This is a genomic window from Jejuibacter sp. L23 (genome assembly GCF_050815825.1).
GTDB lineage: Bacteria > Pseudomonadota > Gammaproteobacteria > Enterobacterales > Enterobacteriaceae > Jejubacter > Jejubacter calystegiae.
This window is the reverse complement of sequence record NZ_CP138199.1, coordinates 5,040,347-5,066,864: the sequence shown is the minus strand read 5'-3', so window position 1 is coordinate 5,066,864 and position 26,518 is coordinate 5,040,347. Positions and strand designations below refer to the sequence as shown.

The 26,518-nt window shown below is 53.5% G+C and carries 22 protein-coding genes, 1 tRNA gene and 2 pseudogenes; 12 read left to right on the top strand and 13 right to left on the bottom strand.

Going from position 1 to position 26,518, the window contains the following annotated elements; translation table 11 throughout:
* Positions 1–211 precede the first annotated feature (211 nt).
* The 8 genes from SCU88_RS24185 to SCU88_RS24150 all read left to right on the top strand — a co-directional run bounded on the left by SCU88_RS24185 (position 212) and on the right by SCU88_RS24150 (position 9,577).
* The gene (locus SCU88_RS24185; protein ID WP_175340223.1) at positions 212–739 is read left to right on the top strand and encodes a fimbrial protein; all 528 of its coding nucleotides are present in this window, start codon (positions 212–214) and stop codon (positions 737–739) included.
* 60 nt (positions 740–799) lie between these two features.
* Positions 800–1,465 carry a fimbria/pilus periplasmic chaperone gene (locus tag SCU88_RS24180; protein WP_175340131.1) on the top strand — a complete coding sequence of 222 codons (666 nt, stop codon included), beginning with the start codon at positions 800–802 and terminating at the stop codon, positions 1,463–1,465.
* 113 nt (positions 1,466–1,578) lie between these two features.
* A complete protein-coding gene (locus SCU88_RS24175) occupies positions 1,579–4,074 on the top strand; it encodes a fimbria/pilus outer membrane usher protein (RefSeq protein WP_431810070.1) in 2,496 nt (831 codons plus the stop codon).
* Positions 4,075–4,126: 52 nt separating this feature from the next.
* Positions 4,127–5,068, top strand: coding sequence for a fimbrial protein (locus SCU88_RS24170; RefSeq protein WP_175340129.1), 942 nt, complete (start codon positions 4,127–4,129; stop codon positions 5,066–5,068).
* 121 nt (positions 5,069–5,189) lie between these two features.
* Positions 5,190–5,519, top strand: coding sequence for a hypothetical protein (locus tag SCU88_RS24165; RefSeq protein WP_175340128.1), 330 nt, complete (start codon positions 5,190–5,192; stop codon positions 5,517–5,519).
* A gap of 62 nt (positions 5,520–5,581) precedes the next feature.
* The gene (locus SCU88_RS24160) at positions 5,582–6,874 is read left to right on the top strand and encodes an HlyD family efflux transporter periplasmic adaptor subunit (protein ID WP_175340127.1); all 1,293 of its coding nucleotides are present in this window, start codon (positions 5,582–5,584) and stop codon (positions 6,872–6,874) included.
* Positions 6,867–8,963, top strand: coding sequence for an ABC transporter transmembrane domain-containing protein (locus SCU88_RS24155; protein WP_175340126.1), 2,097 nt, complete (start codon positions 6,867–6,869; stop codon positions 8,961–8,963). The genes SCU88_RS24160 and SCU88_RS24155 overlap by 8 nt, the downstream gene beginning before the upstream one ends.
* Positions 8,960–9,577 carry a LuxR C-terminal-related transcriptional regulator gene (locus SCU88_RS24150; protein WP_175340125.1) on the top strand — a complete coding sequence of 206 codons (618 nt, stop codon included), beginning with the start codon at positions 8,960–8,962 and terminating at the stop codon, positions 9,575–9,577. The genes SCU88_RS24155 and SCU88_RS24150 overlap by 4 nt, the downstream gene beginning before the upstream one ends.
* Positions 9,578–9,830: 253 nt before the next feature.
* On the opposite strand, the pseudogene SCU88_RS24145 reads toward SCU88_RS24150, so the two are convergent.
* From SCU88_RS24145 to SCU88_RS24130, 4 genes and pseudogenes are all read right to left on the bottom strand, one after another.
* Positions 9,831–10,046, bottom strand: a pseudogene (locus tag SCU88_RS24145) (DUF4942 domain-containing protein); the annotation flags it as partial.
* A 6-nt stretch (positions 10,047–10,052) separates the two neighbouring features.
* Positions 10,053–10,193 (bottom strand): annotated as a pseudogene (locus SCU88_RS24140) (Arm DNA-binding domain-containing protein); the annotation flags it as partial.
* Positions 10,194–10,278: 85 nt separating this feature from the next.
* Positions 10,279–10,373, bottom strand: a tRNA-Sec gene (locus tag SCU88_RS24135).
* A 31-nt stretch (positions 10,374–10,404) separates the two neighbouring features.
* Positions 10,405–10,566: a hypothetical protein gene (locus SCU88_RS24130; RefSeq protein ID WP_175340124.1), complete on the bottom strand. Its 162-nt coding sequence runs from the start codon at positions 10,564–10,566 to the stop codon at positions 10,405–10,407.
* Between the two features lie 808 nt (positions 10,567–11,374).
* On the opposite strand from SCU88_RS24130, the gene SCU88_RS24125 reads away from it, so the two are divergent.
* Entirely contained in the window at positions 11,375–12,055 is a 681-nt protein-coding gene (locus SCU88_RS24125) for a prepilin peptidase (protein WP_431810069.1), read from the top strand.
* Positions 12,056–12,092: 37 nt separating this feature from the next.
* Here the strand turns inward: SCU88_RS24125 and fdhE are convergent, their stop codons facing one another.
* From fdhE to fdnG, 4 genes are read right to left on the bottom strand one after another with little or no spacing between them, the layout of a single operon-like run.
* Complete coding sequence (fdhE, locus tag SCU88_RS24120; RefSeq protein ID WP_175340122.1) at positions 12,093–13,022, bottom strand: formate dehydrogenase accessory protein FdhE; 930 nt, start codon at positions 13,020–13,022, stop codon at positions 12,093–12,095.
* Positions 13,019–13,654 (bottom strand): formate dehydrogenase cytochrome b556 subunit, encoded by a 636-nt coding sequence (gene fdoI / locus SCU88_RS24115; RefSeq protein ID WP_138094888.1) that lies wholly within the window; start codon positions 13,652–13,654, stop codon positions 13,019–13,021. Before fdoI ends, fdhE begins: the two co-directional genes overlap by 4 nt.
* Positions 13,651–14,556: a formate dehydrogenase subunit beta gene (fdxH, locus tag SCU88_RS24110; protein ID WP_138094887.1), complete on the bottom strand. Its 906-nt coding sequence runs from the start codon at positions 14,554–14,556 to the stop codon at positions 13,651–13,653. The genes fdoI and fdxH overlap by 4 nt, the downstream gene beginning before the upstream one ends.
* 12 nt (positions 14,557–14,568) lie before the next feature.
* Positions 14,569–17,616, bottom strand: a complete 3,048-nt coding sequence (gene fdnG, locus SCU88_RS24105) for a formate dehydrogenase-N subunit alpha (protein ID WP_175340121.1) — start codon at positions 17,614–17,616, stop codon at positions 14,569–14,571.
* Positions 17,617–17,807: 191 nt separating this feature from the next.
* On the opposite strand from fdnG, the gene fdhD reads away from it, so the two are divergent.
* Positions 17,808–18,599 carry a formate dehydrogenase accessory sulfurtransferase FdhD gene (gene fdhD, locus SCU88_RS24100; RefSeq protein ID WP_431810068.1) on the top strand — a complete coding sequence of 264 codons (792 nt, stop codon included), beginning with the start codon at positions 17,808–17,810 and terminating at the stop codon, positions 18,597–18,599.
* A 498-nt stretch (positions 18,600–19,097) separates the two neighbouring features.
* On the opposite strand, the gene rhaM is transcribed toward fdhD, so the two are convergent.
* The 5 genes from rhaM to rhaB form a co-directional block, all read right to left on the bottom strand.
* Entirely contained in the window at positions 19,098–19,412 is a 315-nt protein-coding gene (gene rhaM, locus SCU88_RS24095; protein WP_175340119.1) for an L-rhamnose mutarotase, read from the bottom strand.
* Positions 19,409–20,557, bottom strand: coding sequence for a lactaldehyde reductase (fucO, locus tag SCU88_RS24090; RefSeq protein WP_175340118.1), 1,149 nt, complete (start codon positions 20,555–20,557; stop codon positions 19,409–19,411). The genes rhaM and fucO overlap by 4 nt, the downstream gene beginning before the upstream one ends.
* 73 nt (positions 20,558–20,630) lie before the next feature.
* Complete coding sequence (gene rhaD, locus SCU88_RS24085) at positions 20,631–21,455, bottom strand: rhamnulose-1-phosphate aldolase (protein WP_175340117.1); 825 nt, start codon at positions 21,453–21,455, stop codon at positions 20,631–20,633.
* Positions 21,456–21,683: 228 nt separating this feature from the next.
* Positions 21,684–22,943, bottom strand: a complete 1,260-nt coding sequence (rhaA, locus tag SCU88_RS24080) for an L-rhamnose isomerase (protein ID WP_175340116.1) — start codon at positions 22,941–22,943, stop codon at positions 21,684–21,686.
* Positions 22,940–24,412 (bottom strand): rhamnulokinase, encoded by a 1,473-nt coding sequence (gene rhaB / locus SCU88_RS24075; RefSeq protein ID WP_175340115.1) that lies wholly within the window; start codon positions 24,410–24,412, stop codon positions 22,940–22,942. Before rhaB ends, rhaA begins: the two co-directional genes overlap by 4 nt.
* 323 nt (positions 24,413–24,735) lie before the next feature.
* On the opposite strand from rhaB, the gene rhaS reads away from it, so the two are divergent.
* Together rhaS and rhaR are read left to right on the top strand one after the other, a co-directional pair.
* Complete coding sequence (rhaS, locus tag SCU88_RS24070) at positions 24,736–25,575, top strand: HTH-type transcriptional activator RhaS (RefSeq protein ID WP_175340114.1); 840 nt, start codon at positions 24,736–24,738, stop codon at positions 25,573–25,575.
* Positions 25,576–25,647: 72 nt separating this feature from the next.
* Positions 25,648–26,517 (top strand): HTH-type transcriptional activator RhaR, encoded by an 870-nt coding sequence (gene rhaR / locus SCU88_RS24065; protein ID WP_175340113.1) that lies wholly within the window; start codon positions 25,648–25,650, stop codon positions 26,515–26,517.
* Position 26,518: the final 1 nt, after the last annotated feature.

Sequence of the window (26,518 nt, the reverse complement as noted above, 5' to 3'; positions counted from 1 at the left end):
ACTTCTTGTTTCTGTGGGTATGCCAGAAAATGAGCTGGCTGAGGATGAATCAACACTCTTTTTAATGTCATCTAAAGCAGAATCACTCTAATGTGCAAGCGCGCATAGAGTAATAAGTGTGGATTAGTAATTAGAGTGGAAAAGGCTCAAGGAACTAATTTGCACCTGGAAATGGCATGTTATATGTTATATTTAAGGAAAAACTATGAGCATGAAAACTGGTCTTTCTCTGACTGCTGTAGGGATGATGTTGCTGGCAGGAAGTGTTTCTGCGCAGGCTTATGATGGCACCGTTAATTTTCAGGGGGAAATCGTTGATTCAGCCTGTACAGTTGATATCGGTGCAGGTAATACCATGACCGTCGATATGGGGAAAGTAAATAAAAGCGCCTTTACTGGCGCCGGTTCTACCGCCTCGGCGACAAAGTTTACGCTGAAACTGAAAGACTGCCCGGAGACTATTACCAGTGCGACCGTGAAATTTGACGGTACGGCTTACTCTGGTGATGATTCTGTACTGGCATTGACTCAGGAAACGGGTGTGGCAACTGGTGTAGGTATTCAGCTGTCAGATCGTACTCAGAGTGTTCTTCCTCTGTTTACCGCTTCCGGTTCTTATCCGCTGGCAGCTAATACAGAAAACACCCTGGACTTCTATGCTCGTTATATCGCAATGGCGGATACTGTGACTGCTGGTCCGGCAAACTCAGTTGCTACGTTCACTATGAACTATAACTAATTTACTTCTTATTGGGTCGGGGTTCCCGACCCAATATTAAATCTTTCCGGAATGTGGTACATGAAAAGAATAGTATTTTGTTTGTCACTGATGCTGTTCAGTAGCGTCACGGCGCATGCCGGGGTAATCATTGGTGGCACACGTGTTATTTTTGAAGGCGGGAAGAAAGAAACTTCCATTAGTGTAAATAATCCTGACTCATCACCTTACTTAATCCAGTCATGGGTTGAGTCTGTTGGTGGTAAAGCTGCGCCATTTGTTATTACACCGCCATTGTTCCGGTTGGATGGGCAGCAGCAAAATATATTAAGAATACTAAACAATGGTTCTGGAATGACAGAGGACCGCGAGTCTCTTTACTGGGTGAACATTAAGTCAATACCGTCACAGGCAGAAGGAAAAGATAACGTGCTGCAGGTGGCGATTAAGACTCGGATAAAACTTATTTATCGTCCGCAGTCTTTGAAAGAGAAAAGCCCAGAGGATGTGGTTGAACAGTTGCGCTGGACACGTAATGGAAATCGTCTGCAGGTAAATAACCCAACGCCTTACTATATGAATTTTTACGAAATTAAAGTAGGTGGGAAGAAACTGCAGGACCCACAGTGGGTGGCTCCGTTTTCAACAAAAGAGTATTCAGTTAACAGTGCTGATTCCGGAAATATTACCTGGAAATTAATCAGCGATTTTGGTGCTTCAGGAAAAGAACACCACGCGATTCTATAAGCCGGGATACTGGCAGGGCAGTGGCCGCCTGGTCTGGATGGGAAAGGAATCAGTAAATTATGGCAGTGAATAAATATAAAAATTTATTTTCGGTGTTACTTGGCATATTTGTTATGTCGGACTCCGTTACATATGTTCAGGCCAAAGCGCTGTTTAACCCCGCTCTGCTGGAGCGTCAGGGAAGTGACCGTCCTCGAGTGGATCTTTCCGCATTTGAGGCAGATACACAGCAGGCTGGTGTTTATCACGTTGATGTATTGGTTAATCGGCAGGAAATTGAAACTCGTGACATCGCATTTGCATTGAAAGAGGACAGCAGCGGTAAAAAGCATCTGTCTCCCTGTCTGAGCAGAGACGATCTTATTCGCTATGGCGTACGCGTGGAAAGTTTTCCCGGGCTGGACGCCAGTGCGAAATGTGTCGATCTGATGGCAATTCCGGATGCTGATGCGCAGCTGGTATTTAGTGAACAAAGGCTGGTTTTGAGTATTCCTCAGGCGGCACTGACCAATCAGATCCGCGGCTATGTCCCGCCGGAAAAGTGGGATGAGGGAATTAACGCCTTCTGGCTTAATTACAGCTTCACCGGCGCCGACTATCACGCGAAAAAACCGGGGATGCGCGACAGTAATAGCCAGTATTTAAACGTGCGTCCTTCACTCAATATCGGCCCCTGGAGGTTGCGTAACTATACGACATGGAATCGCAGTAGTCAGGGCGATTCTCACTGGGACACGATTTATACCTTTCTGCAGCGCGATATTATCGCACTGAAGAGCCAGCTGACGCTGGGGGAAAGCAGTTCGCCTTCGGATATTTACGACAGCGTTTCATTTCGCGGCGTTCAACTGGCGTCGGACGATGAAATGCTGCCCGACAGCCTGAAGGGTTATGCTCCGGTGGTGCGTGGGATTGCTCGTACTAATGCCCAGGTCATTATTCATCAGAACGGTTACATCATTTATCAGAGCTATGTGGCGCCTGGTGCGTTTGAAATTTCTGATATGTATCCGACCGGTGGCAGTGGCGATCTCTACGTCACAATTAAAGAAGCGGATGGAACCGAACAGCACATCGTTGTGCCTTTTGCTTCGGTTCCGGTCCTGCAGCGTGAAGGGCGTCTGAAATATAGCATCACCAGTGGGACCTATCGCTCGTACCAGAACGATAATGCGAACCACTCCTTTTTTACTCAGGGAACGGGGATCTGGGGTCTGCCCTACGGCTTCACGATTTACGGCGGAACTCAGCTTTCTTCCCGCTATCAGTCCGCCGTTGGCGGCTTGGGTAAGAACCTGGGGATGATGGGAGCGCTTTCGGTGGATATGACCCAGTCCTGGGGAAAGCCGAAAAATGAGAAACGCCAGACCGGGCAGTCGTGGCGCATACGGTATAGCAAGAACTTCGTCGAGACCGGAACCAACTTCGCTATCGCGGGTTATCGCTATTCGACTCGCGGCTTTTATACCCTGAATGAGGTGATGGATTCCTGGTATAGCGATGATGACAGCTATGGGCTGTGGCAGGAACGCCGACGTAATCGTGCGGAAATGACGCTCAGCCAGAGCCTGTGGCAGGGGGCCGGTGCGATGACGCTCAGCCTGATTGGCGAAGACTACTGGAATAACAATCGCCAGATGCGTTCCGTTTCCGTGGGTTACAACAACAGCTGGGAGGGCATTAGCTACAGTGTCAACTACAGCTATAACCGTAACTCCTATAAGCAGGATGACGATATTGGCGCAACCAGTGGAAGAATCTACGACAAGGATCAGATCCTCGCTTTTAACGTCAGTATTCCGCTGGAGCGTTGGCTGAACAACACCTGGGTTAACTACAGCATCAACACCCAGCGTCGGGGGGATACTTCCCAGACCGTTGGACTGAATGGTACCGCGTTGGCTGATAACAACCTGAACTGGAACGTGCAGGAGTCCTATACCAACCACGGAGAGGGGAGTGGTGGCAATCTGGATGCCGACTATCAGGCCACCTATGGCGAAGTCAACGCCGGCTATGCCTGGGATAAGAACAGTCGCCGTATCAACTATGGCGTAAAAGGTGCCGTTATGCTGCATGGCGATGGTATTACCCTGAGCCAGCCGCTGGGGGAAACCGTGGCGCTGGTGAAAGCACCAGGCGTAAGCGGTACTCGCGTCATTAACCAGACCGGCGTTAAAACCGACTTCAGGGGCTATACCATCGTGCCCTATATGAGCGCCTATCGTCGCAATGAAGTCTCGCTCGATCCGGAAACCCTGGCGGAGAACGTCGAGCTGGAACAGACCTCCCGTAATGTGGTTCCGACACGTGGGGCCGTGGTCAGAGCTGATTTTTCAGGCCGTGTCGGACAACGCCTGTTAATCGGGCTGACGCGCCCGAATGGATTGAAGGTGCCTTTCGGGGCAACGGTTGTACCGGAAGGTGAAGACTCGTCCTACAGCAGTATCGTTGGCGATAACGGAGAGGTCTATCTGAGCGGACTTTCAGAAACGGGAACGCTAAAAGTTTCCTGGGGCAATTCGGCTGAAAGCCAGTGTCGGGCAGCTTACCGCCTGAGCGACAGTTCCGGACAGGGGCTGCAGATGACAACGGCAGTTTGCCGATAAACAGAGTCAGTTAAGTCGACCCAGGCAGAGTATGAAATCAGGACGAAAACCAATGCTAAAAACCCGAATGCTGAGTTTACTGTTAGCGCCGCTGTTACTTCTTTCCGTCAAGGCATTTGCCGGTTGTACGATGGCGGCCTCGCCGGAAACAATCAGGGTGGTGCTCCCCACGTTTGCCGTGGACCCGAATATCCCGGTGGGTGGGGTGATTGGTGGGAAGACGGTCAGTGCCGCAAGATTATTAACAGTGATGTGTACCGGTAGCACCACGTATCGCTCAGCGCTGCTGGGAAACTGGGCGACGCCCAGTGCCACGGTCCCCGGGGTTTATGAGACGGGACTGCCGGGTATTGGCGTCAAAGTCACCGACTTTGTCATGCCCGAGCGATATGTGCCTGTCACCAATGCCGCGCTTCCTCCTAACCAGACTATGGGGTTAAGCGGCTCGGATATTCGCTTACTGTTTTATCGTACCGGTGAAATTGTTCCCGGTAATTTCCCAACGGGGATTGTTGCCCGTTTTTCATTGGGGACAACCGCCAATATTTTATCGCTCCAGATAACTGCTGGCGGCGCGAAAATCAAGAGCTGCTATGCCAGTTCGCCCAGTATAACCGTACCGCTTGGCAGCCATCAGCGCAGCGTATTTAACGGCGTGGGCAGTACCAGTGAGATGAAGAGCTTTAATGTCGAGTTGACCTGCCAGGGGGACAATATGCCGGTCAATGTCTCTTTCAGTTCCAATGGAGCGACTTCGTCGCCAGAGCCAGGTGTGATTCCGTTAGATGGAAGCGAAGGCTCAGCCACTGGCGTTGCGGTTAAGGTTGTCAAAGGAGATGGTTCGCCATTGCAGTTTGATACTGCAGAGACATATCACACAGCGGGTGAAACCAGTATTTCGATTCCGTTGCGAGCGGGATATGTACAGACCGCTGGCACCATAACGCCAGGTGTGGCTAATACGGCAATGACATTTACTATTACGCAGAATTAATTCTGCGAATAGTTATCCGAATTCATTCATATAAGTGAATGAAGAACCCTGTTATCCAAAATATATGAGTTATGGATAACATTATCTCAGTATCATTGATTGATATATAAGGAAGTTAAGAATGAGAGAATTAACTGTTGTTGAAATTGAAGATGTTGCAGGCGCATACGGCAATGGTTTCTTTGCTGATATTGGCGAAGCTATCCAGAGCGCTGTAGTCGGTGGTGTGGCTGCTGGTTTTGCGGGAGCCATTATTGGCGGTAAGCACGGTGGTGATGGTGGTGGTGCGCTGGGCTTCGGCATCATCGGTCAGGGGGTCGGCATGGTTGCTGGCGGTGTCATTGGTCTGGTCGGTGGGGCTGTGGCCGCAACGACCGTAGGCTGGGACACCACCTGGAACGTAGTCGATCGTGTTATCGATGGTTTCGCTAACGGTACCCTGGTACCTTAATTTGTTATTCAGGCTGGGGATTTTCCCCGGCCTGTCATTGAAAATAATAATAGTATGGCTATATGAGTAACAAGGGCATTTTTCGTTTACAGGCCATTAATCGCCAGAAGGCTGAATGGAAAGGGCGTGCGTTATTAATTCGCGGCTTATCTCCATTGCTGATCGCTCTTCTGTGTGTGTTTTTTATTGGCTTGTTATTATCGTTCTTATTTTTATGTGACTACACACGAAGAATTGAAGTGAATGGAGAGGTCATCACTTTTCCACACGCTATTAATATATACTCTCCTCAGCAAGGTTATATCAGTAAAGTTTTTGTTAAAGTAGGTGAAAGGGTAAAGAATGGCGATCCAATATACAGTATAAATGTTTCCCGACAGACAACCTCAGGTAATGTCAGTACCGAAACATTGTCGGTACTGAAGAAGCAGATTGCCAATATTGAGCAAATTATCGCCAAGCTGGACAGCAATAAAAAAGAGACTATCAGTAACCTGCAAGAGCAGTTGGCAAACTATGAGAGCAATCATAAACAAACAACGCGCTTGATTACCAGCGTTCGTGGTGGTGTAGATAAGATGCGTGAGGGCATGACCAGTTATGAGAGCTACCGTAAGAGAGGTTTGATCACTACCGATCAGCTAAATAACCAACGATTTATGTTTTATCAGCAACAGAGCAATTTGCAGTCATTGAATAGCCAGGCGATTCAGGAAACATTGCAGATCTCACAATTACGTAGCCAAATACTTACTCGTGCTGCAGAGTTTGATAATAATATTACTCAGAATATCTATCAACGTAACGAATTACAGCGCAAACTCATTGAATCTGATGCCGGTGCTACGATTATTGTTTTTTCTCAGGGCGCCGGACGTGTGGAGTCCCTTAGCGTTACTCCAGGCCAGATGGTGAATAGCGGCAGTTCGTTGGCACAGATACAGCCCGAGGGCAAAAGCCATTATTATATAGTGTTATGGTTGCCGGATAGTAGTCTTCCTTATGTTAAAGTTAACGATACGATCAATATCCGTTATGCTGCCTTTCCATCAGAGAAATTTGGTCAATTCCCCGGAGTGATAAAATCTATCTCTTATATTCCAGCCTCAAGAGAAGAGATGCTGGGCTATAGCAGTGCCCCTAAAGAAGGCGCGGGGACTGGTGGGAATTTTTATAAGGTATTAGTCAACCTGAAGGATGCTGATATTAGCGACAAGGGAAATAAAATGCACCTATCGGGCGGTCTACAGGCTAAAACTGTTGTTTTTCTGGATACCCGTAAATTATATCAGTGGATGTTTATGCCATTTTATGATGTAAAGCACAGCGTGACGGGGCGGGTGACAAATGAGTAAAGATATATTTTCCACCCTCCGTCAAAAGCTTGATTTCGGTCTGGCCAGAAAGGTTCCTCAAATATTACAGATAGAATCTACCGAGTGTGGACTGGCCTGTCTGGCAATGATTTGTGGCTACCATGGGCTGGATGTCGATATGCTGAACCTGCGCCACCATTTTTCTGTGTCATCGCAGGGAACGACGCTAAAGGGGATGATTTGTACTGCTTCGGCCGTGGGGCTAAAAAGCCGTTCACTCTCTCTTGATATTGATGAGGTGGGGCAGCTTAAATTACCCTGCGTTTTGCACTGGGATATGAACCACTTTGTTGTGCTGGTGAAGCGCCGTCGGGCTGGCTGGGTGATCCACGACCCTGCGATGGGGAAGCGGATCGTCGGTATTAAAGAGCTGTCGGAACATTTCACTGGCGTGGCCGTGGAATTTTGGCCGGACAGCAATTTTGAAAAGGGGGACTACAAGACCCGGGTTAAATTACTGGATCTGGTGCGTAATGTTGAAGGGCTGAAAGGTGCTCTGGTAAAAATTGCCGCGCTCTCCGTCGTTATCGAGGCGATTAATCTTCTACTCCCTGTTGGTATGCAACTGGTTACCGACCATGTGATTGTCGCTCACGACAGCGGTTTGCTCATGGTTATTTGCTGTGGGTTGTTGTTGTTTATGCTATTCCGCACTTTTATGGGGATGACGCGTTCATGGATAAACCTGGTAACCGCCACTCTTATTGATGTGCAGTGGAAGAATTCCCTTTTCGATCACATGATCAAACTACCACTCGCTTTTTTTGAAAAACGCCAGGTGGGGGATATTCAGTCCCGTTTCTCGTCGCTGGATGTTATACGTCGTACTTTTACCCAGGATGTTGTCGGCGGTTTGATGGATTTAATCGTCTCGGTGGGACTCCTGATAATGATGGTTCTGTATGGTGGATGGTTAACCTGGGTAGTTATCGGCTTTACCGCATGTTACGCGATTCTTCGTTTAAGCACCTATGGAGTTTATCGGCGTATCTCCGAAGAGCAGATAGTCAAAAGCGCCCGGGCGGGTTCCCACTTTATGGAGACGCTGTATGGTATTGGCACAATAAAAGCGTTGGGATTAAATACGAGTCGTTCGGGGGGGTGGTTGAACCTTAATATTGATGCGGCTAACACTGGCGTGCGCCAGGCCCGCTTTGATATGTTTTTCTCCGGACTTAATATTTTTATTAGCACTGTAGATCAGATTGCCATCCTGTGGATTGGGGCTCTGATGGTCATCGATAATTCGATGACGCTTGGGATGTTTATGGCGTTTAGCGCCTATCGGGGACAGTTTTCCCAGCGGGCGGGTAACCTGGTGGATATGACTATAAAGTTGCGAATGCTGACCCTGCATAATGAGAGGATCTCCGATATCGTCTTTACTGAGCCGGAAAAAGAGAACCCACCGCAGCGTCCGTTTGCCCCGGGCATGCCGGTACAATTAGAGATTAAGAACGTTACTTTTCAGTATGATCCCCTCACACCGCCGATTTTTAGTGGAATGAGCTTAACCGTTAATCCGGGGGAAAGCGTGGCGATAGTTGGCCCATCAGGTAAGGGAAAGAGTACCCTGATGAAAGTGATGTGTGGTCTGCTAACCCCTGGTGAGGGCGAAGTTCTGGTTGCTGGTATAAATATTAATAATATTGGGCTAAATAATTATCGAGAGTCAATCTCCTGTGTGTTACAGGAAGATAAATTATTTTCTGGATCTATTGCTGACAATATTGCAGGGTTTGACAGCAGTATCGATATGAAAATGGTCTCAGCCTGTGCCATTTATGCCAATATTCATAATGAAATTATGAAAATGTCTATGGGTTATGAAACTTTGGTCGGTGAGTTAGGGATGGGGCTGTCAGGGGGACAGAAACAGCGTCTGCTTATCGCCCGTGCGCTTTATCGGCGCCCTTCTATTCTTTTTATGGATGAGGCTACAAGTCATCTCGATCTTGAAAATGAAGCATTTATTAATAACTCAATATCACAGTTGAAAATTACTCGGGTTATTATTGCTCATCGCCCATCTACTATTTCTTCTGCTGATAGAGTTATATCATTATGAGTGAGTTTTTTTCCATTGTTGCCCGGGATCCATACTTCAGATATGGAGTTAAATATTTGCTTGAAAAGATGGGCTATATCTGTTTGCAGGAATGGGAGACCTTTGATGATATACAGGGCTGTATACCTGAAAAAGCACCCGGGTTATTCATGGTGGACAATGTCCCGCTAACCAGAAAAGCGCATGCTGGCCTTATGGACATTAAACAAGCCTATCCTGATGTGAAGCTGTTCGCTATATGTAAATCAAGTCGCTTTCTGTTTCTTTGTGCAATGAAGAATAATTTTTATAGTTATATGTCAAACTCTTCTTCATTGCCTGAGATAATCCATGCAATAAATTTTATTGAAAAAGGATTGATTTATAGGACATTTATAGAAAATGATAAGAATCAATGGATGGCAGATGTGAGAAAATTTAATAGTCTTGCATCCAGGGAAATTGAAGTCCTTCAGGGGTTTATGCGTGGAGAAAGCGTGCGGACCCTATCCGAAACGCTCGGCATTAATGCGAAGGCAATAAGTATGATGAAGTCGAGAATCATGTTGAAACTACAAGTTAATAATATGGTTGAATTGCTGTCGCTTTCAAAAGCTAACATTATGGAATACTGACTTTAGCCTGGGGATATCAAGAAAGATAACAGGGAGCGTCTGGATCGGTTAATTCTGTTGATGTTAATGGTTTTTATCGTGTTTGATTTTGACGTATGCCCCCAGATGATTTTTCTTATGGGGGAAGGGGGCAGGGCCAGGGGTAAGATTTTATCAGTTGTTGTAGGGAAAGATGCCACCTGGCGCAGTAATGAAGCGGCTGTGGCTGATGCTCTTGTTTATATAACGCTAGATCTTTCGTAGGTTGCGATGACTATCTGGCTGGTAACGTTCCCGGATAGTGTTTTGCCACAATATCGTTCATCTTTTCCACCCGATCCAGACGCTTAAAGGTGATGTGTCCGGTTCCCTTCTGAAAATAGCGGATGCTGAACAGCCTACCTTCGTAGGTTTGTTGGTGAGGGTTATCACAGATATGCTCCATCAACCGGATGGTAATATCGTGGCGGTTGTCCGGAATTATTTTGCCACCCGTATAGCGGTACTTTAACCGCCAGTAGCGGGAGCCGCTGGTTGTCACTTCAAGATAAAGCCCGCCGCTATCGGAGAACTTGTACGACTTGTCTCTGGGGTTGGCCGTTTCACCTGTCGGACTGTTAGCTTCATTTGGAGGCATCACTTATGCCCCCAATGATGCCCCCGTAGTGTCTTTGATTCTGGTAGACATACGTTGACTTCAGGAGAGTTTGAGAGAAGCAAATTGGCGGAAGATCACAGGAGTCGAACCTGCCCGGGACCGCTGGCGGCCCCAACTGGATTTGAAGTCCAGCCGCCTCACCGGAGACGACGATCTTCCGCGCCTGCATTGCTACATGGAGGCGGGTGCATTATAGCGCCTTTCTTTCGCTAACCACTAGCCCTGGCAGGGTTTTTGCTCGTTTTTGCGCCGCCAGGGGCTTATTTTGCTTTTCAGGTATCGTTAAGAGCGGTAAGTCCTGACTTGCAGCAAAGAGGCTATCACTGTCCGTAATGTTTTTTACCTCTATCATAAATGTTATTCCTGTGATTTATGTCTGCCCCGTAAATAAAGCTTTCTGCGTGACTAATGATATGCTTTCAGTCTACTGTTTTTTTATTTTCAGAGTGCAGAGCATCTTTTTTATCGGCAGCTTACATAATTCGAGAATCTGAGGTCAATCTGCTCTCTCCATTGATTAAAAGTAATTCGCTTTCATTGGTGAATAAAAATGCGAGTAAAATTCCGGTTAACAAAACAAAAAATGAAAGCGTCTTGAGATTAACTTTTATTCTTTTCACCAACAGCTATCACTTTCCCGGTTTCCAGAGAGCGGGTTCTCTGTATATCGGAGATACATCCTGTTATATCAATCAGTTCCAGATGGCTGCGTTTTTTCGGTGTTAACATTCGTGATATATGAAATTTAGGGGATGCTTGAGGTTGTGTATATAAAAAGTGTATTTGCATTTTGGTTTTTATTGCGAAATGGATCGCATGGATTAGTAATAAATTGCTCTTAATTTTATTTTTTGTGAATAAATGGTTCGGTTGGGTATATATCTGTTTTCGCCGCGGGTTTGATATGGGCCAGAGCGGCGAAGAAGACAGATATATCCGTCGGCTTATAAGGCGTGGAGCCGGTGATGGCGTTGTTGAGACGGCGAATGAATAACACCGGCTTTCCATCTGGCTAAGGCGTGATTCAGTGATTGTCGCGCCTTTTTTATCATGGAGAAGGTTGCATGGACGTCGAGGTCGCTATCCCATACATCTTTTTGGGGCTCTTCGGGCTTTGCCTTGGGAGTTTTATTAATGTCGTTATTTGGCGGATTCCTGCCATGGAAGCCAGGAGAAGCAGCCATGGTTTTAATCTTCTGGTGCCCGGCTCTCACTGTACTCACTGCCGCCATAAACTGAGTCTCTGGCACAACATACCGGTGATTAGTTGGCTGATGTTGCGCGGGCGCTGCGCCTTTTGCCGCCAGGCGATTGGGTGGCGCTATCCGGCCATTGAGTTGCTGTTTATGGCGCTGACGCTACTGTGCTGGCGTTATGCTACCGAACCGCTGTGCATGGCCTTCTGGCTGTTCTTTTGTGGGAGCATACTGGCGCTGGCCGTTATCGACTTCCAGCATATGCTGTTGCCCGATATGTTGACGCTGCCGCTACTGTGGGGCGGTTTATTATTCCATCTGTTGTTACCTGATGACTCGCCGATCAATCTTGAAGAGGCGGTGCTGGGGGCCGCTGGCGGCTATCTTTTCCTCTGGATAATCTACTGGCTGTATTGGTCTGTCCGGCGGCGCGAGGGGCTGGGATATGGTGATTTCAAGCTGCTGGCGGCGCTGGGCGCCTGGCTGGGGTGGCGGGCTATCCCGGAGGTGCTGTTGGTCGCTTCCCTGATGGCGCTGGCGCTGGTGGTACTGGCAAAGCTATTTTCCGGGAAAGCGCTGGGTGAAGCGGTGCCATTTGGTCCCTGGCTGGCACTGGCCGGGTGGGGCGTCTGGCTGATGGGATAATGATATCTGGCGCGGCTTTCGCCACGCCAGAAAGGCGCTATTCCCCTTCGCCGGGGAACAGGAATGGATTGATGCTGCTGCGGGCGAAGCCTTCCTGCTCCATGCGCGCATCCAGCACCAGCGAGGCCAGATCGTCGGCCACGGCTTCGACCTTCGGTTCTTTCTCCTGGTAGAGAATCTTCAGGTAGGTGCCGCAGTCGCCGCAGCTTTCTGCTTTGATGGCCGACTCTTCGCTTTCCAGCGACCAGTAGTGCAGGTCGCGGGTCTGCTCGCAGTTGCTACACTTCACGCGCACCACGTGCCATTCGGTTTCGCACAGGTTGCAGTGCAGATAGCGCAGGCCGTTGGTCGTGCCGATGTGCACCATGCTGGAAACCGGCATACTGCCGCATACCGGGCAGAACTGACGCTGCTCGCCGTATTCGGCGCGCGCTTTGCCCGGAATCAGGCTGGCCATCTGGGCCCAGTAGAGCGATAGCGCGGCCCAGATAAACGGCGCTTTGTCGCTGCTGACGGCGCTGAAATCGCTGCTGAACAGCGCGCTGGCCATCTCTTCCAGCTCCTGTTCAGAGGCTTTTTCCAGATTTTCTATGACCGCCAGCGCCGGGCCGCTCATTTCCGGCTTCAGCTCGGCGATCAGCGAATGCAGCAGACGCTGCCAGTGTTTGTCGCGGGGCAGAACGTGAATGTCCAGCGGCGGCTTGCCCTGTTCGGCTGCTTCACGAATGCGCGCGGTCAGATCCATCTCCAGTGGGTGGTCATACAGCACCACTTCCTGGGCATGGGCGATGAGGGCGGCAAAGCGCAGGTAGTCGCCCAGCGGATTGCTTTCCGCCAGTTCACGCAGACGCTCGGCGCGGCGGTTATAAAGATTTTTCAGTCTGGGGAACAATAACGGCGGAATCACTTCCGCCGCACGTTTATCGCTCTTCTCCAGCTGATCTTGCGGGATAATGCGAATACTCATTCAGTCGATTTTTCCTGTTTCTGGCGCAGTTCCCGGTACCAGCGTGGGTGATGTTTCTTCGCCCAGCTTTTGGTAACCCAGCCCTCCACCATGGCGGTAATGGTGCCTTTAACCCAAAGGGCGGCGTAGATATGCACCATAATAACCACAATTAACCCCACTGCGGCAAATGAATGCAGCATCAGGCCAAAGCGGATCACAGGAATCGGGAACGCGGGCGCAAACCAGGGGCGCCAGATAATCACGCCGCTGACCAGCAACAGTATCAAAAGCAGGATAGCCGACCAGAAAACGAACTTCTGGCCGAGGTTGTAGCGCCCAACGTCGCCGACCTCCTCATTGGCGATAATCTTACGAATATTCTTCGCCCAAAAGATATCCTCCTTGTTGATTAGGTTGTGGTGCCAGTAGCGGAAAAACATGATGATGAAGGAAGCAAACATCACCACGCCCACGAAGGGGTGCAGTATCCGCGCCAGCTGGGGCGTGCCCAGAACGTACATCAGCCAGTTAAAGGAGGGGAAGAAGAACCCCAGCCCGCTGATGGCCGCCAGCATAAAGCAGAAGGCGGTTATCCAGTGGTTGATTCGCTCCGGCGCCGTGTAGCGCACGATGGTGTCACGTTTTTTCATTTGCGCACCTCATCGCTTTTTGTGTCCGTATCATCGTCGTCGTCATCGTCCACGCGGTTGGGACCCATGCCCACGTAATGGAAAATGCTGGCGGCGAAGGTGGCCGCAAAGCCGATGGCGGCCAGAGGTTTCCAGATTCCCTTCCAGAACTTCACGGTTTCGCTGATTTCCGGGTTTTCCGGCAGGCCGTGATACAGATTCGGCTTGTCGGCGTGGTGCAGCACGTACATCACGTGCGTGCCGCCAACGCCCTGAGGATCGTAGAGGCCGGCATTTTGGTAGCCGCGGGTTTTCAGCTCTTCCACCCGCCCGTTTGCCACGTTCTTCATATCCTCTTTGCTGCCAAAGTGGATAGCCCCGGTGGGGCAGGTCTTCACGCAGGCGGGCTCCTGACCCACATTGACGCGATCCACGCACAGTGTGCACTTGTAGACCCGGTTATCGTCCGCGTTCATACGCGGCACATCGAACGGACAACCGGCAATACAGTAGCCGCAGCCAATGCAGTGCTCGGACTGAAAATCCACAATGCCGTTGGCATACTGAATGATAGCCCCTTCCGCCGGACAGGCCTTCAGGCAGCCCGGATCGGCGCAGTGCATGCAGCCGTCCTTGCGGATCAGCCACTCCAGCTTGCCGTTCTCTTCCACTTCCGAAAAACGCATGACCGTCCAGGATTTCGCGGTGAGATCCGCCGGGTTGTCATACACCCCCACGTTGTGGCCAATTTCGTCGCGGATGTCGTTCCACTCTGAACAGGCCACCTGACAGGCCTTGCAGCCAATGCAGGTGGTGACGTCAATAAGCTTCGCCACGGGCTCCTGGTGATTTCGCGCCTGCGGGGCAGGCGTGAAACCGTTGGTGGCGGAGCGGCGAATAATGTCTTGTGATTGATAAGCCATATCTCGTCTCCGTTACACCTTTTCAACGTTAACCAGGAACGCCTTGAACTCCGGCGTTTGGGTATTGGCATCGCCGACGAACGGCGTCAGGGTGTTGGCAAGGAAACCTTTCTTCGCAATTCCCTCATAGCCCCAGTGGATCGGAATACCGATGGTATCCACCTCTTTGTCATGGACGTTCAGGGTGCGGATACGCCTGGTCACCACCGCTTTGGCTTTGATGTAGCCGCGGTTAGAGGAAACCTTCACGGTATCGCCCTGAGCAATCCCCAGCTTATTCGCCAGTTTTTCGCCAATTTCGACGAACTGTTCGGGCTGGGCGATGGCGTTCAGCATTGCGTGCTTGGTCCAGAAGTGGAAGTGTTCGGTCAGACGATAAGTGGTGCCCACATAGGGGAACTTATCGGCCTTGCCCATGGCTTCCAGATCGCCTTTAAAGACGCGGGCCGCCGGGTTAGAGACCACGTTAGGATGCAGCGGGTTGGTGCCCAGCGGCGTCTCAAAAGGCTCGTAGTGTTCCGGGAACGGACCTTCGGCCATCTTATCGATAGCAAACAGGCGCCCCATGCCTTCCGGCTGCATGATGAACGGCCCGACGTCGCTGCCCGGTGCCGCCGTGCTGTAGTCGGGGATGTCCACGCCGCCCCATTTGGCGCCGTCCCATTCCAGCAGTTTGCGCTTCGGATCCCAGGGGTTACCCTGCGGGTCGGCGGAGGCGCGGTTGTAGAGAATGCGGCGGTTAAGCGGCCACGCCCAGGCCCAGCCCAGGGTGTTGCCCAGGCCAGAGGGATCGGCGTTGTCGCGGTTCGCCATCTGGTTGCCCTGTTCGGTCCAGCTACCGGCGAAAATCCAGCAGCCGCTGGAGGTGGTACCGTCGTCCCGTAAATGGGCGAAGGTCGAGAGCTGCTGCCCTTTTTTCACCAGCACGTTGCCGTTGTCGTCCAGAATGTCGGCCAGCGCTTTACCGTTGCTCTCTTTCGCCACCTCTTCGGAATCCGGTGCTTCCGGGGTTTTATAATCCCAGGTCATGTTCAGTACCGGTTCCGGCACCGCGCCGCCGTCGCGCTGATACATTTCGCGCAGACGCAGGAAGATACCCGCCAGGATTTCACCGTCGTTCAGCGCATCCCCGGGGGCGTCGGCCCCTTTCCAGTGCCACTGTAGCCAGCGACCGGAGTTGACGATAGAACCATGTTCTTCGGCAAAGCAGGTGGAGGGCAGACGGAAGACCTCGGTCTGAATTTGCGACGGATCCACATCGTTGGATTCACCGTGGTTCTGCCAGAAGGTAGAGGTTTCGGTGTTGAGCGGGTCGATGGTCACCAGGTACTTCAGCTTGCTCAGGGAGCCCACGACCTTGTTCTTGTTGGGGAACGAGGCTACCGGGTTAAAGCCCTGGCAGATGTAGCCGTTGACCTTGCCTTCGTTCATCATCTCGAAGTACTGCAGGACGTCGTAGCCCTTGTCCCATTTCGGCAGCCAGTCGAAGCCCCAGCTGTTCTCCTTCGTCGCTTTATCGCCGAAGAAAGCTTTCATCATCGAAACGAAGAATTTCGGGTAGTTACCCCAGTAGTTAACCTGGCCTTCCAGCAGTGGCTTCGGCGTATTGGCGGCAAGATAGGTTTCCAGATCCAGCTGTTGCTCGTTGGGCAGGTTCATATAGCCCGTCAGATTGGTGGAAAGCAGCCCCAGGTCAGTCAGTCCCTGAATGTTGGAGTGGCCGCGCAGCGCGTTAACGCCGCCGCCCGCCATGCCCATATTGCCCAGCAGTAGCTGAACCATCGCCATGGTGCGGATGTTCTGAGCGCCGATGGAATGCTGAGTCCACCCCAGTGCGTAGAGGAACGAGGCGGTTTTGTCTTTGGCGCTGGTTTCGGCGATATATTCGCAGACCTGCAGGAAGTCCGCTTTCGGCGTGCCGCAGATGGTTTCGACCATTTCAGGCGTATAGCGCGAAACGTGGGTTTTCAGCAGATTCCAGACGCAGCGCGGATGGCTGAGCGTGGTATCGCGCTTCGCGAAGCCGTTTTCATCCAGTTCGTAGTGCCAGCTTGTTTTGTCGTACTGGCGTTTGCTGTCGTCGTAGCCGGTGAACAGACCGTCGTCGAAACCAAAGTCTTCACGCACGATCAGGCTGGCGTTGGTATAGGCTTCAACGTATTCGCGGTTGAATTTATTGTTGGTCAGCAGGTACAACAATACGCCCGACAGGAAGGCGATGTCGGTACCGGAGCGGATCGGCGTATAGAAGTCGGCGACCGATGCCGTGCGGGTAAAGCGCGGATCGATGACGATCAGTTTGGCGCCGTTGTGGATCTTGGCTTCCATCGCCCAGCGGAATCCGACCGGATGCGCTTCGGCCGCGTTCCCGCCCATTACGACGACGAGGTTGGCGTTCTTAATATCCACCCAGTGGTTGGTCATGGCGCCGCGACCAAATGTTGGAGCAAGACTTGCTACCGTTGGTCCGTGTCAGACACGCGCCTGGTTGTCGACCGCCAGCATCCCAAGGGAGCGGGCGAACTTCTGGGTTAAATAGCCGGTTTCGTTACTGGAAGCGGATGCGCACAGCATACCGGTAGAGAGCCAGCGGTTAACGGTGGCGCCCTGGTCGTTTTGGGCAATAAAGTTAGCGTCGCGGTCGGCTTTCATCAGCTTCGCGATACGCTCAAAGGCGTCTTCCCAGCTGATGCGCTGCCATTTATCGGAGCCAGGAGCGCGATATTCCGGATACTTCAGGCGGCTTTCGCTATGAATAAAGTCCACCAGTCCTGCGCCTTTCGGGCACAGGGCACCGCGGTTCACCGGATGATCCGGATCGCCTTCGATGTGGAAAATTGAGGCTTTGGCGTTTTTTGCACCGTCGCCCAGGCTGTACATCAACAGCCCACAACCGACGGAACAGTATGTGCAGGTTTGCCGGGTTTCCCGGGAACGCAGCAGCTTATACTGCCGCGTTTCTGCCAGCGCGACGGCGGGTGCAAAACCCAAAGCTGCCGCAGTGGTGCCTGCCATACCGCCAGCGCAGATCTTAAAGAACTGCCTTCTGCTGACCTGCATGGGTCACTCCTTGTTATTCGACACGTCACATTGAGAGTTTTTTTTGCGGTTGGAGCCGCTTAGGTTCAGAATTGAACACATTGCCCCTTCTGAGTGAGGGGTAATGGTTAAAGAATACCATAACGCCGTTAAAACAGTTCATATACGGTTAAAAAATAGTGAATGAGTTTACAAAAAAAAGACAAAAAAATGTGATTGAGAGTGCTTGCTATCGTGCAGCACCGGTCTGGTCACGTGCCGATCTGCATAACGCCAGCGATGACTGGCTGGCCGAAGAGGTACCGGTCGCGCTGGTCTATAACGGTATTTCACACGTTGTGATGATGGCGACACCCCGGGATTTGGAATTTTTTGCATTAGGTTTCTCGTTATCGGAAGGCATTATTGAATCCGCTAATGATATCTACGGCATGGATATCGAGCGGGGCTGTCGGGGAATCGAGGTACATATCGAGCTTTCCAGCCGCCGCTTTATGGGGCTGAAAGAGCGCCGTCGTCAGCTGGCGGGCCGCACCGGCTGCGGCGTCTGTGGGGTTGAGCAACTGAATGAGGTAGTTCGCCCGGTCACGCCGTTGCCCTTTACTCAGCGTTTTGAGCTTTCCGCCCTCGATCGTGGCCTTGATCAGTTACGTCAGTTTCAGCCCGTGGGCCAACTGACCGGTTGTACCCACGCGGCCGCGTGGCTGATGCCCGACGGCGAGATAGCCAGCGGTCATGAAGACGTGGGGCGCCACGTGGCGCTGGATAAGCTGCTGGGTCATCGCAGCCGCGAGCAGTGGCAGGAAGGGGCCGCGCTGGTTTCCAGTCGTGCCAGCTACGAGATGGTGCAGAAGGCCGCGATGTGCGGCGTGGAAATTCTGTTTGCCGTTTCTGCCGCCACATCGCTTGCTGTTGAAGTGGCGCATAAAGCGAATCTGACGCTGGTGGGGTTCAGCAAGCCGGGACGCGCTACGGTTTATACCCATCCTCAGCGCCTGTACTAATGGCGCTGATTTTTTATGCATGGTTTACCAAATCGCTAATCTGTTGTTATTCAATCTATTGCGATCGGTAATCGCCCTGTTGCCAGTTAATAACCGCTTACATCTTGACCGGTTTTCGCGCTGATATGCGGCTTGAATTGTGGATTGACTGATTTACATTGGAAGCGCGTTTTTTTGACTCCTCCCTTTCCCGGAATCCGGGAGATGCAATGAAACCCAACCAGAGGTTGCCTGCGTTATTGCGCCGGGGAGAGGCGGCGTGCAGGGAATAAAATATAAAAATGGCGGGAACAACAGGATATTTAAATGAAGTTAATAAAAATAGCGTGTTTGATGACAATGGCGCTGTTGCTGAACGGCTGTGTGATACATGATCATGACCGTCATCATCACGATCGCCACGATAGTCGTCCGCATCATCATGAACATCATGATTCGGATCACCATAAGGGGCATCACCGTTAATAAAAGGCGCCTGCCAGTGGCAGGCGCTACGCGTTAGTCCAGATAAAACACCGCTTTCAGCTCTTCACTCACCGGACTGTTATCCGGGTTGCTCGGCATAATTTCCCGCATATGTTTCCACCAGCGCTGGCAGACCTCGGTCTGCGCCACGGCGTTCCAGCGCTCCTCGGATTCGACCTCTACCGTCGCGAACAGCAGATTGCGCGCGGCATCCAGCCAGATGGCGTAATGGTGGGCGCCATGGGATTTCAGCACCGCTTCCAGTTCCGGCCAGATGGGCGAATGACGACGCTGATACTCTTCGTGAGCGTCGGGGTTAACCTGCATAACGAAAGCTTTACGGATCACAGAGCCTCCAGATAGAGCGCGCGCACTTCGTCCCGGCTGGCGATGCGCGGGTTACAGGGCGCGCAGGGGTCGGCCAGGGCTTTATCCAGCCAGCCTTCGATATCCGCTTCGCTGATACCCAACTCGCGGAAACCAGAGGGAATGCCCACTTTTTCCGACAGTGCGCGAATGGCGTCGATAGCCGCCTGGCTCGCCCGATCATCGTCCATCCCCTGGGTATGAACCCCCATGGCCCTGGCGATACGGGCAAAGCGGGCAGGCGCCTGCGGACGGTTAAAGTTTTCCACCACTGGTAGCAGAATGGCATTACAGACGCCGTGGGGCAGGTTGTGGGTGGCGCCCGGCTGGTGGGCCATGGCGTGTACCAGCCCCAGACCGGCGCTGTTAAAGGCCATACCCGCCAGATACTGGCCATAGGCCATCATCTCGCGGGCTTCCAGATTGTGGCCCTCTGCGACTGCGACAGGCAGCCACTGGCTGATAATGCGGATGGCTTCCAGCGCATTGGCATCGGTGAGCGGATGCGCGCCGACCGAAACCACGGCTTCGACGGCGTGGGTCAGGGCGTCCATCCCGGTGGCTGCGGTAACGTCCGGCGGAATCCCCAGCATTACGCTGGCATCATCCACGGCGATATCCGGGATGATGTTGGTGTCGATAATCACCTCTTTCACCTGGCGTGCGCTGTCGGTAATAACGGCGTTGCTGGTCATTTCGGCGGCGGTGCCTGCGGTAGTATTAATGGCGACCAGCGGCACGCCGGGATGGGTCACTTTACCCACGCCGGAATAGGCGGTGGAGGGGCCCGGGTTAGCGGTCAGGATCTTAATGGCTTTGGCGGTGTCGATGGGGCTACCGCCGCCGAAGGCGATCAGGTAGTCGCAGTGGGCTTCCTGGTATTCCCGGTAGCCGCTCTGCACCAGGCTTTCCGTGGGGTTGGGGAATACGCCGTCAAACAGATGCCAGGTCAGACCCTGACCCTCCAGCGCGCTGAACAGGCTGTCGAGCAGGCCCAGTTTCACCAACTGCGCGTCGGTGACGATCAGCGCCTTGCCCCAGTTCTTTCCGGCGACCATCTTTACCATATCGCCGATAGCGCCTGCGCCGTGCAGGCTGATTTTCGGCAGTGCCAGCATAAAGCTCATCTCTTTCTCCTTAAAGGGCGGCCCATCGGGCACGCCTGAACCTTGTATCCTGTGCGATCCACCGCCCGGGCCGTCAGAGATCGATAGCGCTCTGCAGCGGCGTTACGCCAAAGCGTTTAGCCAGCGCGATAAGATCGTCGCGGCTGATAGTCTGTTTCATTCCGCCCATAGACTCGACCTTTACCAGCACCTGGGCCGATTTTTCCGCGGTGTCGATAAGGCCAAAGGTTTCGTCCAGTGTCGGGCCGCTGCCGAAGACGCCGTGGAACGGCCAGAGCACCAGCGAGCGATGCGCCATTTCATCGGCGGTCGCCTGGCCTATCTCATCGGTGCCGGGGACCATCCACGGCAAAATGCCCACGCCGTCCGGGAAGACCACCAGGCACTCGGTGCTGCCTTCCCACAGTTTGCGGGTAAAGACGTCACTGTCGTTTTCCAGTACGTAGGTCAGGGCGATCAGGTTGGTGGCGTGGCAGTGCATAATAACGCGATCCTGGCCGTTGGTAGCTTTGATGCGCGCGGAATGTGACAGGAAGTGGGCCGGGAGTTCAGATGTGGGAACTGCGTCATTTTCCAGGCCCCACAGGATGTGGTAACCGGCGCCGTCGTTGTCGACCTGTACCACCCCCAGGTTGGCGGCGGGATCGAGCTGCACGTTACGGAAAAACTTGCCGGAGCCGGTGACGATAAAGGGCATGCCGGCAAGCTCCGGCATTGGCTGGCTCAGGGCGATGTAGCGCGGTTGTGCGTGGAAGTCAGCATGGTATGGCTCAATGTCGGCAGCGTCCAGGCGCAGCGTCAGGTTACCGCCGTTACGCTCGTCCCAGCCTTTCAGCCAGGCGTCGGAAGTGGCCTTGATCATGCCCTGGACGAACCAGGCGTTGAGGATGTTCTGCATAGTCTTGTGTTCTCTGTTGGGTTGGTGAGGTTTTTCCCCTCACCCTGACCCTCTCCCCTGAGGGGAGAGGGAACTATTTGGTCCTTCCCCTCTTCCTCTTTTGGAGAGGGAACGGGTTAGTGCTGGTTTTCCACCTCTCCCCTCAAGGGAGAGGAACTGTTTGGTCTTTGTTTTCCCCCTCTCCCTCCGGGAGAGGGCCGGGGTGAGGGGAAGGCCGGGGTGAATCAATCACCCACGCTGACGCAATACGTCCTGCTCATAGCCGCGGACCTTATCCAGCCATTCGCTACCGGCCGGGGTGTCGTGACGCTGGCAGTAAACTTCCCAGACCGCCTGCCACGGCAGCGACTTCTGCTCTTCCAGCAGTGCCAGACGGGCGGTGTAGTCGCCGTCCAGTTCCAGTTCGCGCAGTCTGGCGGTCGGTTCCAGCAGGGCGCGCAGCAGCGCTTTCTTCATATTGCGGGTGCCGATAACCCAGGCGGCGATGCGGTTGATGGACGCATCGAAGAAGTCCAGACCGATATGCACCCGGTCGAACAGGTCATGGCGGATAATTTCGCTGGCGATGGCCTGGGTTTCGTCGTCCAGCAGTACCACGTGGTCGCTGTCCCAGCGAACCGGGCGGCTGACGTGCAGCAGCAGGCGCGGTACATAGAGCATGGCGCTGGAGATCTTGTCGGAGATCACCTCGGTGGGGTGGAAGTGACCGGCATCCAGGCAGAGCGCGGTCTGGCGGCTGGTGGCGTAGCCCATATAAAACTCGTTGGAGCCGACGGTGTAGCTTTCGGCGCCAATGCCGAACAGCTTGCTTTCTACCGCGTCGATATGGTGTGCCGGGTTCAGCTTCTCGCTGATAACGTCGTCCAGCGCTTCCATCAGGCGGCGGCGCGGCCCCAGGCGATCTACGGTGATGTCCTTCATGCCGTCCGGTACCCAGATATTCATGACGGACGGCGTGCCTAACTGTTCACCGAAGTATGCGGATACGCGGCGGCTGGCCTTACAGTGATCGATCCAGAACTGGCGGATTTTGTCATCGGCGTGGGACAGGGTAAAACCGTCAGCGCTCAGCGGGTGTGAAAAGCAAGAGGGGTTGAAGTCCAGCCCCAGTTGGTTGGCTTTGGCCCACTCCACCCAGTTCTTAAAGTGTTCCGGCTTGATCTGGTCGCGATCGACATGGCTATCGCTTTCCAGATAGATAGCGTGCAGGTTCAGGCGCTTCGGCCCCGGAATCAGGCTCAGGGCCTGTTCCAGGTCGGCGCGCAGTTCGGTGGCGTTGCGCGCTTTACCCGGATAGTTACCGGTGGCCTGAATGCCGCCGGTAAGCTGGCCTTCGGGGTTTTCAAAACCGGCGACATCGTCACCCTGCCAGCAGTGCATAGAAACCGGCAGGCGATCCAGCTGGCGCAGTGCCGCTTCGACATCAACGCCGACGGCGGCGAAACGCTCTTTAGCCAGGCCCCAGGCCTGTTCGATGGGGGTAGTCATGCGCAAAGCTCCTTGTTTTGACGTTGTGGCTGAAACTGCGCAACGTAGCGGGCAATTTCACTGTTCGAATCGGGATTAAAAGGGATCAGGGTGTGGCTCTGGGCCACCAGGCGGCGGAACTCGTCCACATCGGCGACCTCATCCAGCGCCATCAGCTGGCAGCCGATATTGCCAAGGGTCGAGGCTTCTACCGGACCGGCCAGTACCGGAATACCGCAGGCATCGGCGCACAGTTGGTTGAGCAGTTCGTTCTGGCAGCCGCCACCGACGATATGCAACCGGGTAAAGGGGCGGCCACGCAGCGCCGCCAGTTCATCCAGCACTTTGGCGTACAGCAGCGCCAGACTGTCGAAGATACAGCGCGCCAGTTCGGCATCGCTGTTGGGAACCGGCTGCCCGCTCTCACGGCAGGCGGCCTGAATCTCCTGGCTCATGTTGTCCGGATTAATAAAACGGTCGTCGTTGGGGTTGATCGTAAAGGTGCAGGCCGGGATCTGGCGGGCGTGGTCGATAAGACTCCCCAGATCGCTGACCTTCTGTTCGCGCAGGACTCGCTGTAGCAGCCACAGCCCCATGATGTTTTTCAGTACCCGGTAGCGCCCTTCGGCGCCGCCTTCATTAGTGATATTGGCGGCCAGGGCCTGGTCGCTGGTGTATGGGGTTTTACTCTCAAAGCCCATCAGCGACCAGGTACCGGAAGAAAGGTATGCGGCATCGCCATCTTCCAGCGGCGCGGCGAGTACTGCGCTGGCGGTGTCGTGGGTCGCCACCGATACCACCGGAATCTGATTGCCCTGAGGGCAGATCCAGTGGCCAATGGCGTTACCCGGGTGGCCCGGCGTACCGAACCAGCGGCGCGGAACGCCTGCCCATTCCAGCAGGCGATCGTCCCAGTTATCGGTGTTGATGTTCACCAGTTGGGTGGTGGTGGCGTTGGTATATTCCCAGTTCATCTCGCCGGTCAGGCGGTAGCAGAAATAATCGGGGATCAGCAGGGCATGGGCCGCTTTCTCTACCAGATCAGGCCGCTGTTCGCTCAGCGCCCGGAACTGATAGAGAGTGTTAAAGGGCAGGAACTGAATACCGGAACGGCGGTAAATCTCTTCGCGGCCCAGTTGCTCCACGGCGCGGGCCATGACGCCATCGGTGCGGTTGTCCCGATAGGAAACCGGCAGTCCCACACGCTCGCCGTTGTCGTCGATAAGAACAAAGTCCACGCCCCAGGTATCAATGCCGATGCTGTCCGGGCGAATAGTCTGCTCTTCGCACACCTTGCGCAGGCCGGTACGGATCTCCGTTTCCAGGGTATCCACATCCCAGCAGTCGGTGCCGTCAACCTGGCGCAGGCAGTTGGCAAAGCGATGGATCTCCCGGAGTTCCAGGCTGCGTTCAGTTCGGCTATAGCGGGCCAGCATTACGCGACCGCTGGAGGCGCCCAAATCAACGGCGACACAATGGCGAACAGTCATGATGGGGTCCTTCTGATAATCGTTGGTCCTCAGTCTAAAAAGTCGTGTTGTGCGACACCTTCTTGTTACTGACAGCGCAAACAGGCCGCTGGCAAGGAATCAAAGGTGAACGTGAGAGAGTTCACAAATTAAAGCCCGATAAACGCGATGACAGCGCCTCAGACGTTTGCAGAGGGGTGTGATGCCTGCCGCAAATTCGCACACTAGCCAGCGGGATCTTGAAAAACGAGCAGCTTTTGCCGCCGTTCACGCCGAAATTTTAAGGTGAGAATAACTCTCGTTTAATACTATCGCGGGCAGGTTAACAAACTGAGGGGACGATAATGACGGTACTGCACAGCTCGGACTTTTTCTCTTCCGGTCGGGTTCCTGTGGCGATTGAGCCCCGGATACCGCAGTCCGCGTTCCCGGAGCATCATCATGATTTCTATGAGATTGTTATCGTTGAGCAAGGAACCGGCACCCATATCTTCAACGGTCAGCCCTATACCCTGAGCGGCGGTTCGGTCTGTTTTGTGCGCGACCACGATCGTCATCTGTTCGAACATACCGAAAACCTGTGCCTGACCAACGTGCTCTATCGTGCGCCGGACGCCTTTAACTTTCTTTCTGGCGTTGAACAGCTTCTGCCGCAGGAGCGTGACGGTTACTATCCTTCCCACTGGCGGGTAAACCCCGATGCGCTGAAGCAGGTGCGGCAGTTGATTGCCAGTCTGGAACGGCCCGGCGGCGAAGAGGGAGAGGCGCACGATGTTGCCAGCCGCGAGATCCTGTTTATGCAACTGCTGGTGCTGCTGCGTCAGAGTTGCCGCAGCGACGGTGATGGCGAAAGTCCAGGCCGCCTGAATCAGCTGCTTTCGTGGCTGGAGGCGCATTTCGCTGAAGAGATCTGTTGGGAAGCGCTGGCCGACAGGTTTACTTTGTCGCTGCGTACGCTGCACCGCCAGATTAAGCAGCGCACCGGCCTGACCCCCCAGCGCTATCTGACCCGTCTGCGTCTGATGCGCGCCCTGCACCTGCTGCGCCATAGCGAAGAGAGCGTCACTGGCATCGCCTTCCAGTGCGGCTTTGGCGACAGCAACCACTTTTCCACGCTGTTTAAGCGGGAATTTCACTGGTCGCCGCGCGATGTGCGCCAGGGGCGCGATATCCAACTTCAGTAACGCGAAGGGAGTCACCCTTTTTTGCGGTGTAACAACAGATAATACCCGGCTCCCGATTTCTAAGGAGGCGCCGTGGCCGGTCTGACCCTTCACAAGACGGATTTTTTCGCGTTTTCCACCCAGTCGGTGGCGGTGGCGGACCGTTATCCCCAGAGCGTTTTTGCTGAACATACCCATGACTTTTGCGAGCTGGTGGTGGTCTGGCGCGGCAACGGTTTGCACGTGCTGAACGGGCGACCATACCGCATTACCCGCGGCGATCTGTTCTATATTCGCGCTGACGATTGCCACAGCTATGCCTCGGTTAACGATCTGGTATTGCAGAACATAATCTGGTGTCCGGAGCGGTTCCGGCTGCGCGTTAACTGGGACGAGATGATTCCCAATATGGCGCAGCAGCGGGCCTGGCGGCTGAGCAGCCAGGGGATGAGCCTGGCGCGTCAGGTGATCGGCCAGTTGGAGCTGGAAAGCGTCCGACGCGATACGCTGTCGCAGTCGATGGCGGAAGCCCTGTTTTTGCAGATTTTACTGCTCCTGCAACGTCACCGTTATTTGCCAGAGCAGATTGAAGGCCAGGAAACCGAAGGCGGCGCGCTGGATCGGCTCATTACCGCACTGGCGGGGAGTTTGAGCGCCCCTTTCGATCTGGAGGCTTTCTGCGCCGTGCAGCAGTGCAGCGTGCGTACTCTGCGTCAGCAGTTCCGCCAGCAGACGGGAATGACCGTGGGCCAGTATCTGCGCCAGTTACGCATCTGCCATGCCCAGTACCTGCTGCGCCATACTGCTATGCGAATCAGCGAAGTGGCGATGCAGTGTGGTTTTGAAGACAGTAACTACTTTTCGGTGGTCTTTACCCGGGAGAGTGGGGCTTCGCCAAGCCAGTGGCGCCAGCGGGAGGAGGGGAGCGCGAGTGAGCCAGTACTCACCCGCGCTGGTCTGTAGC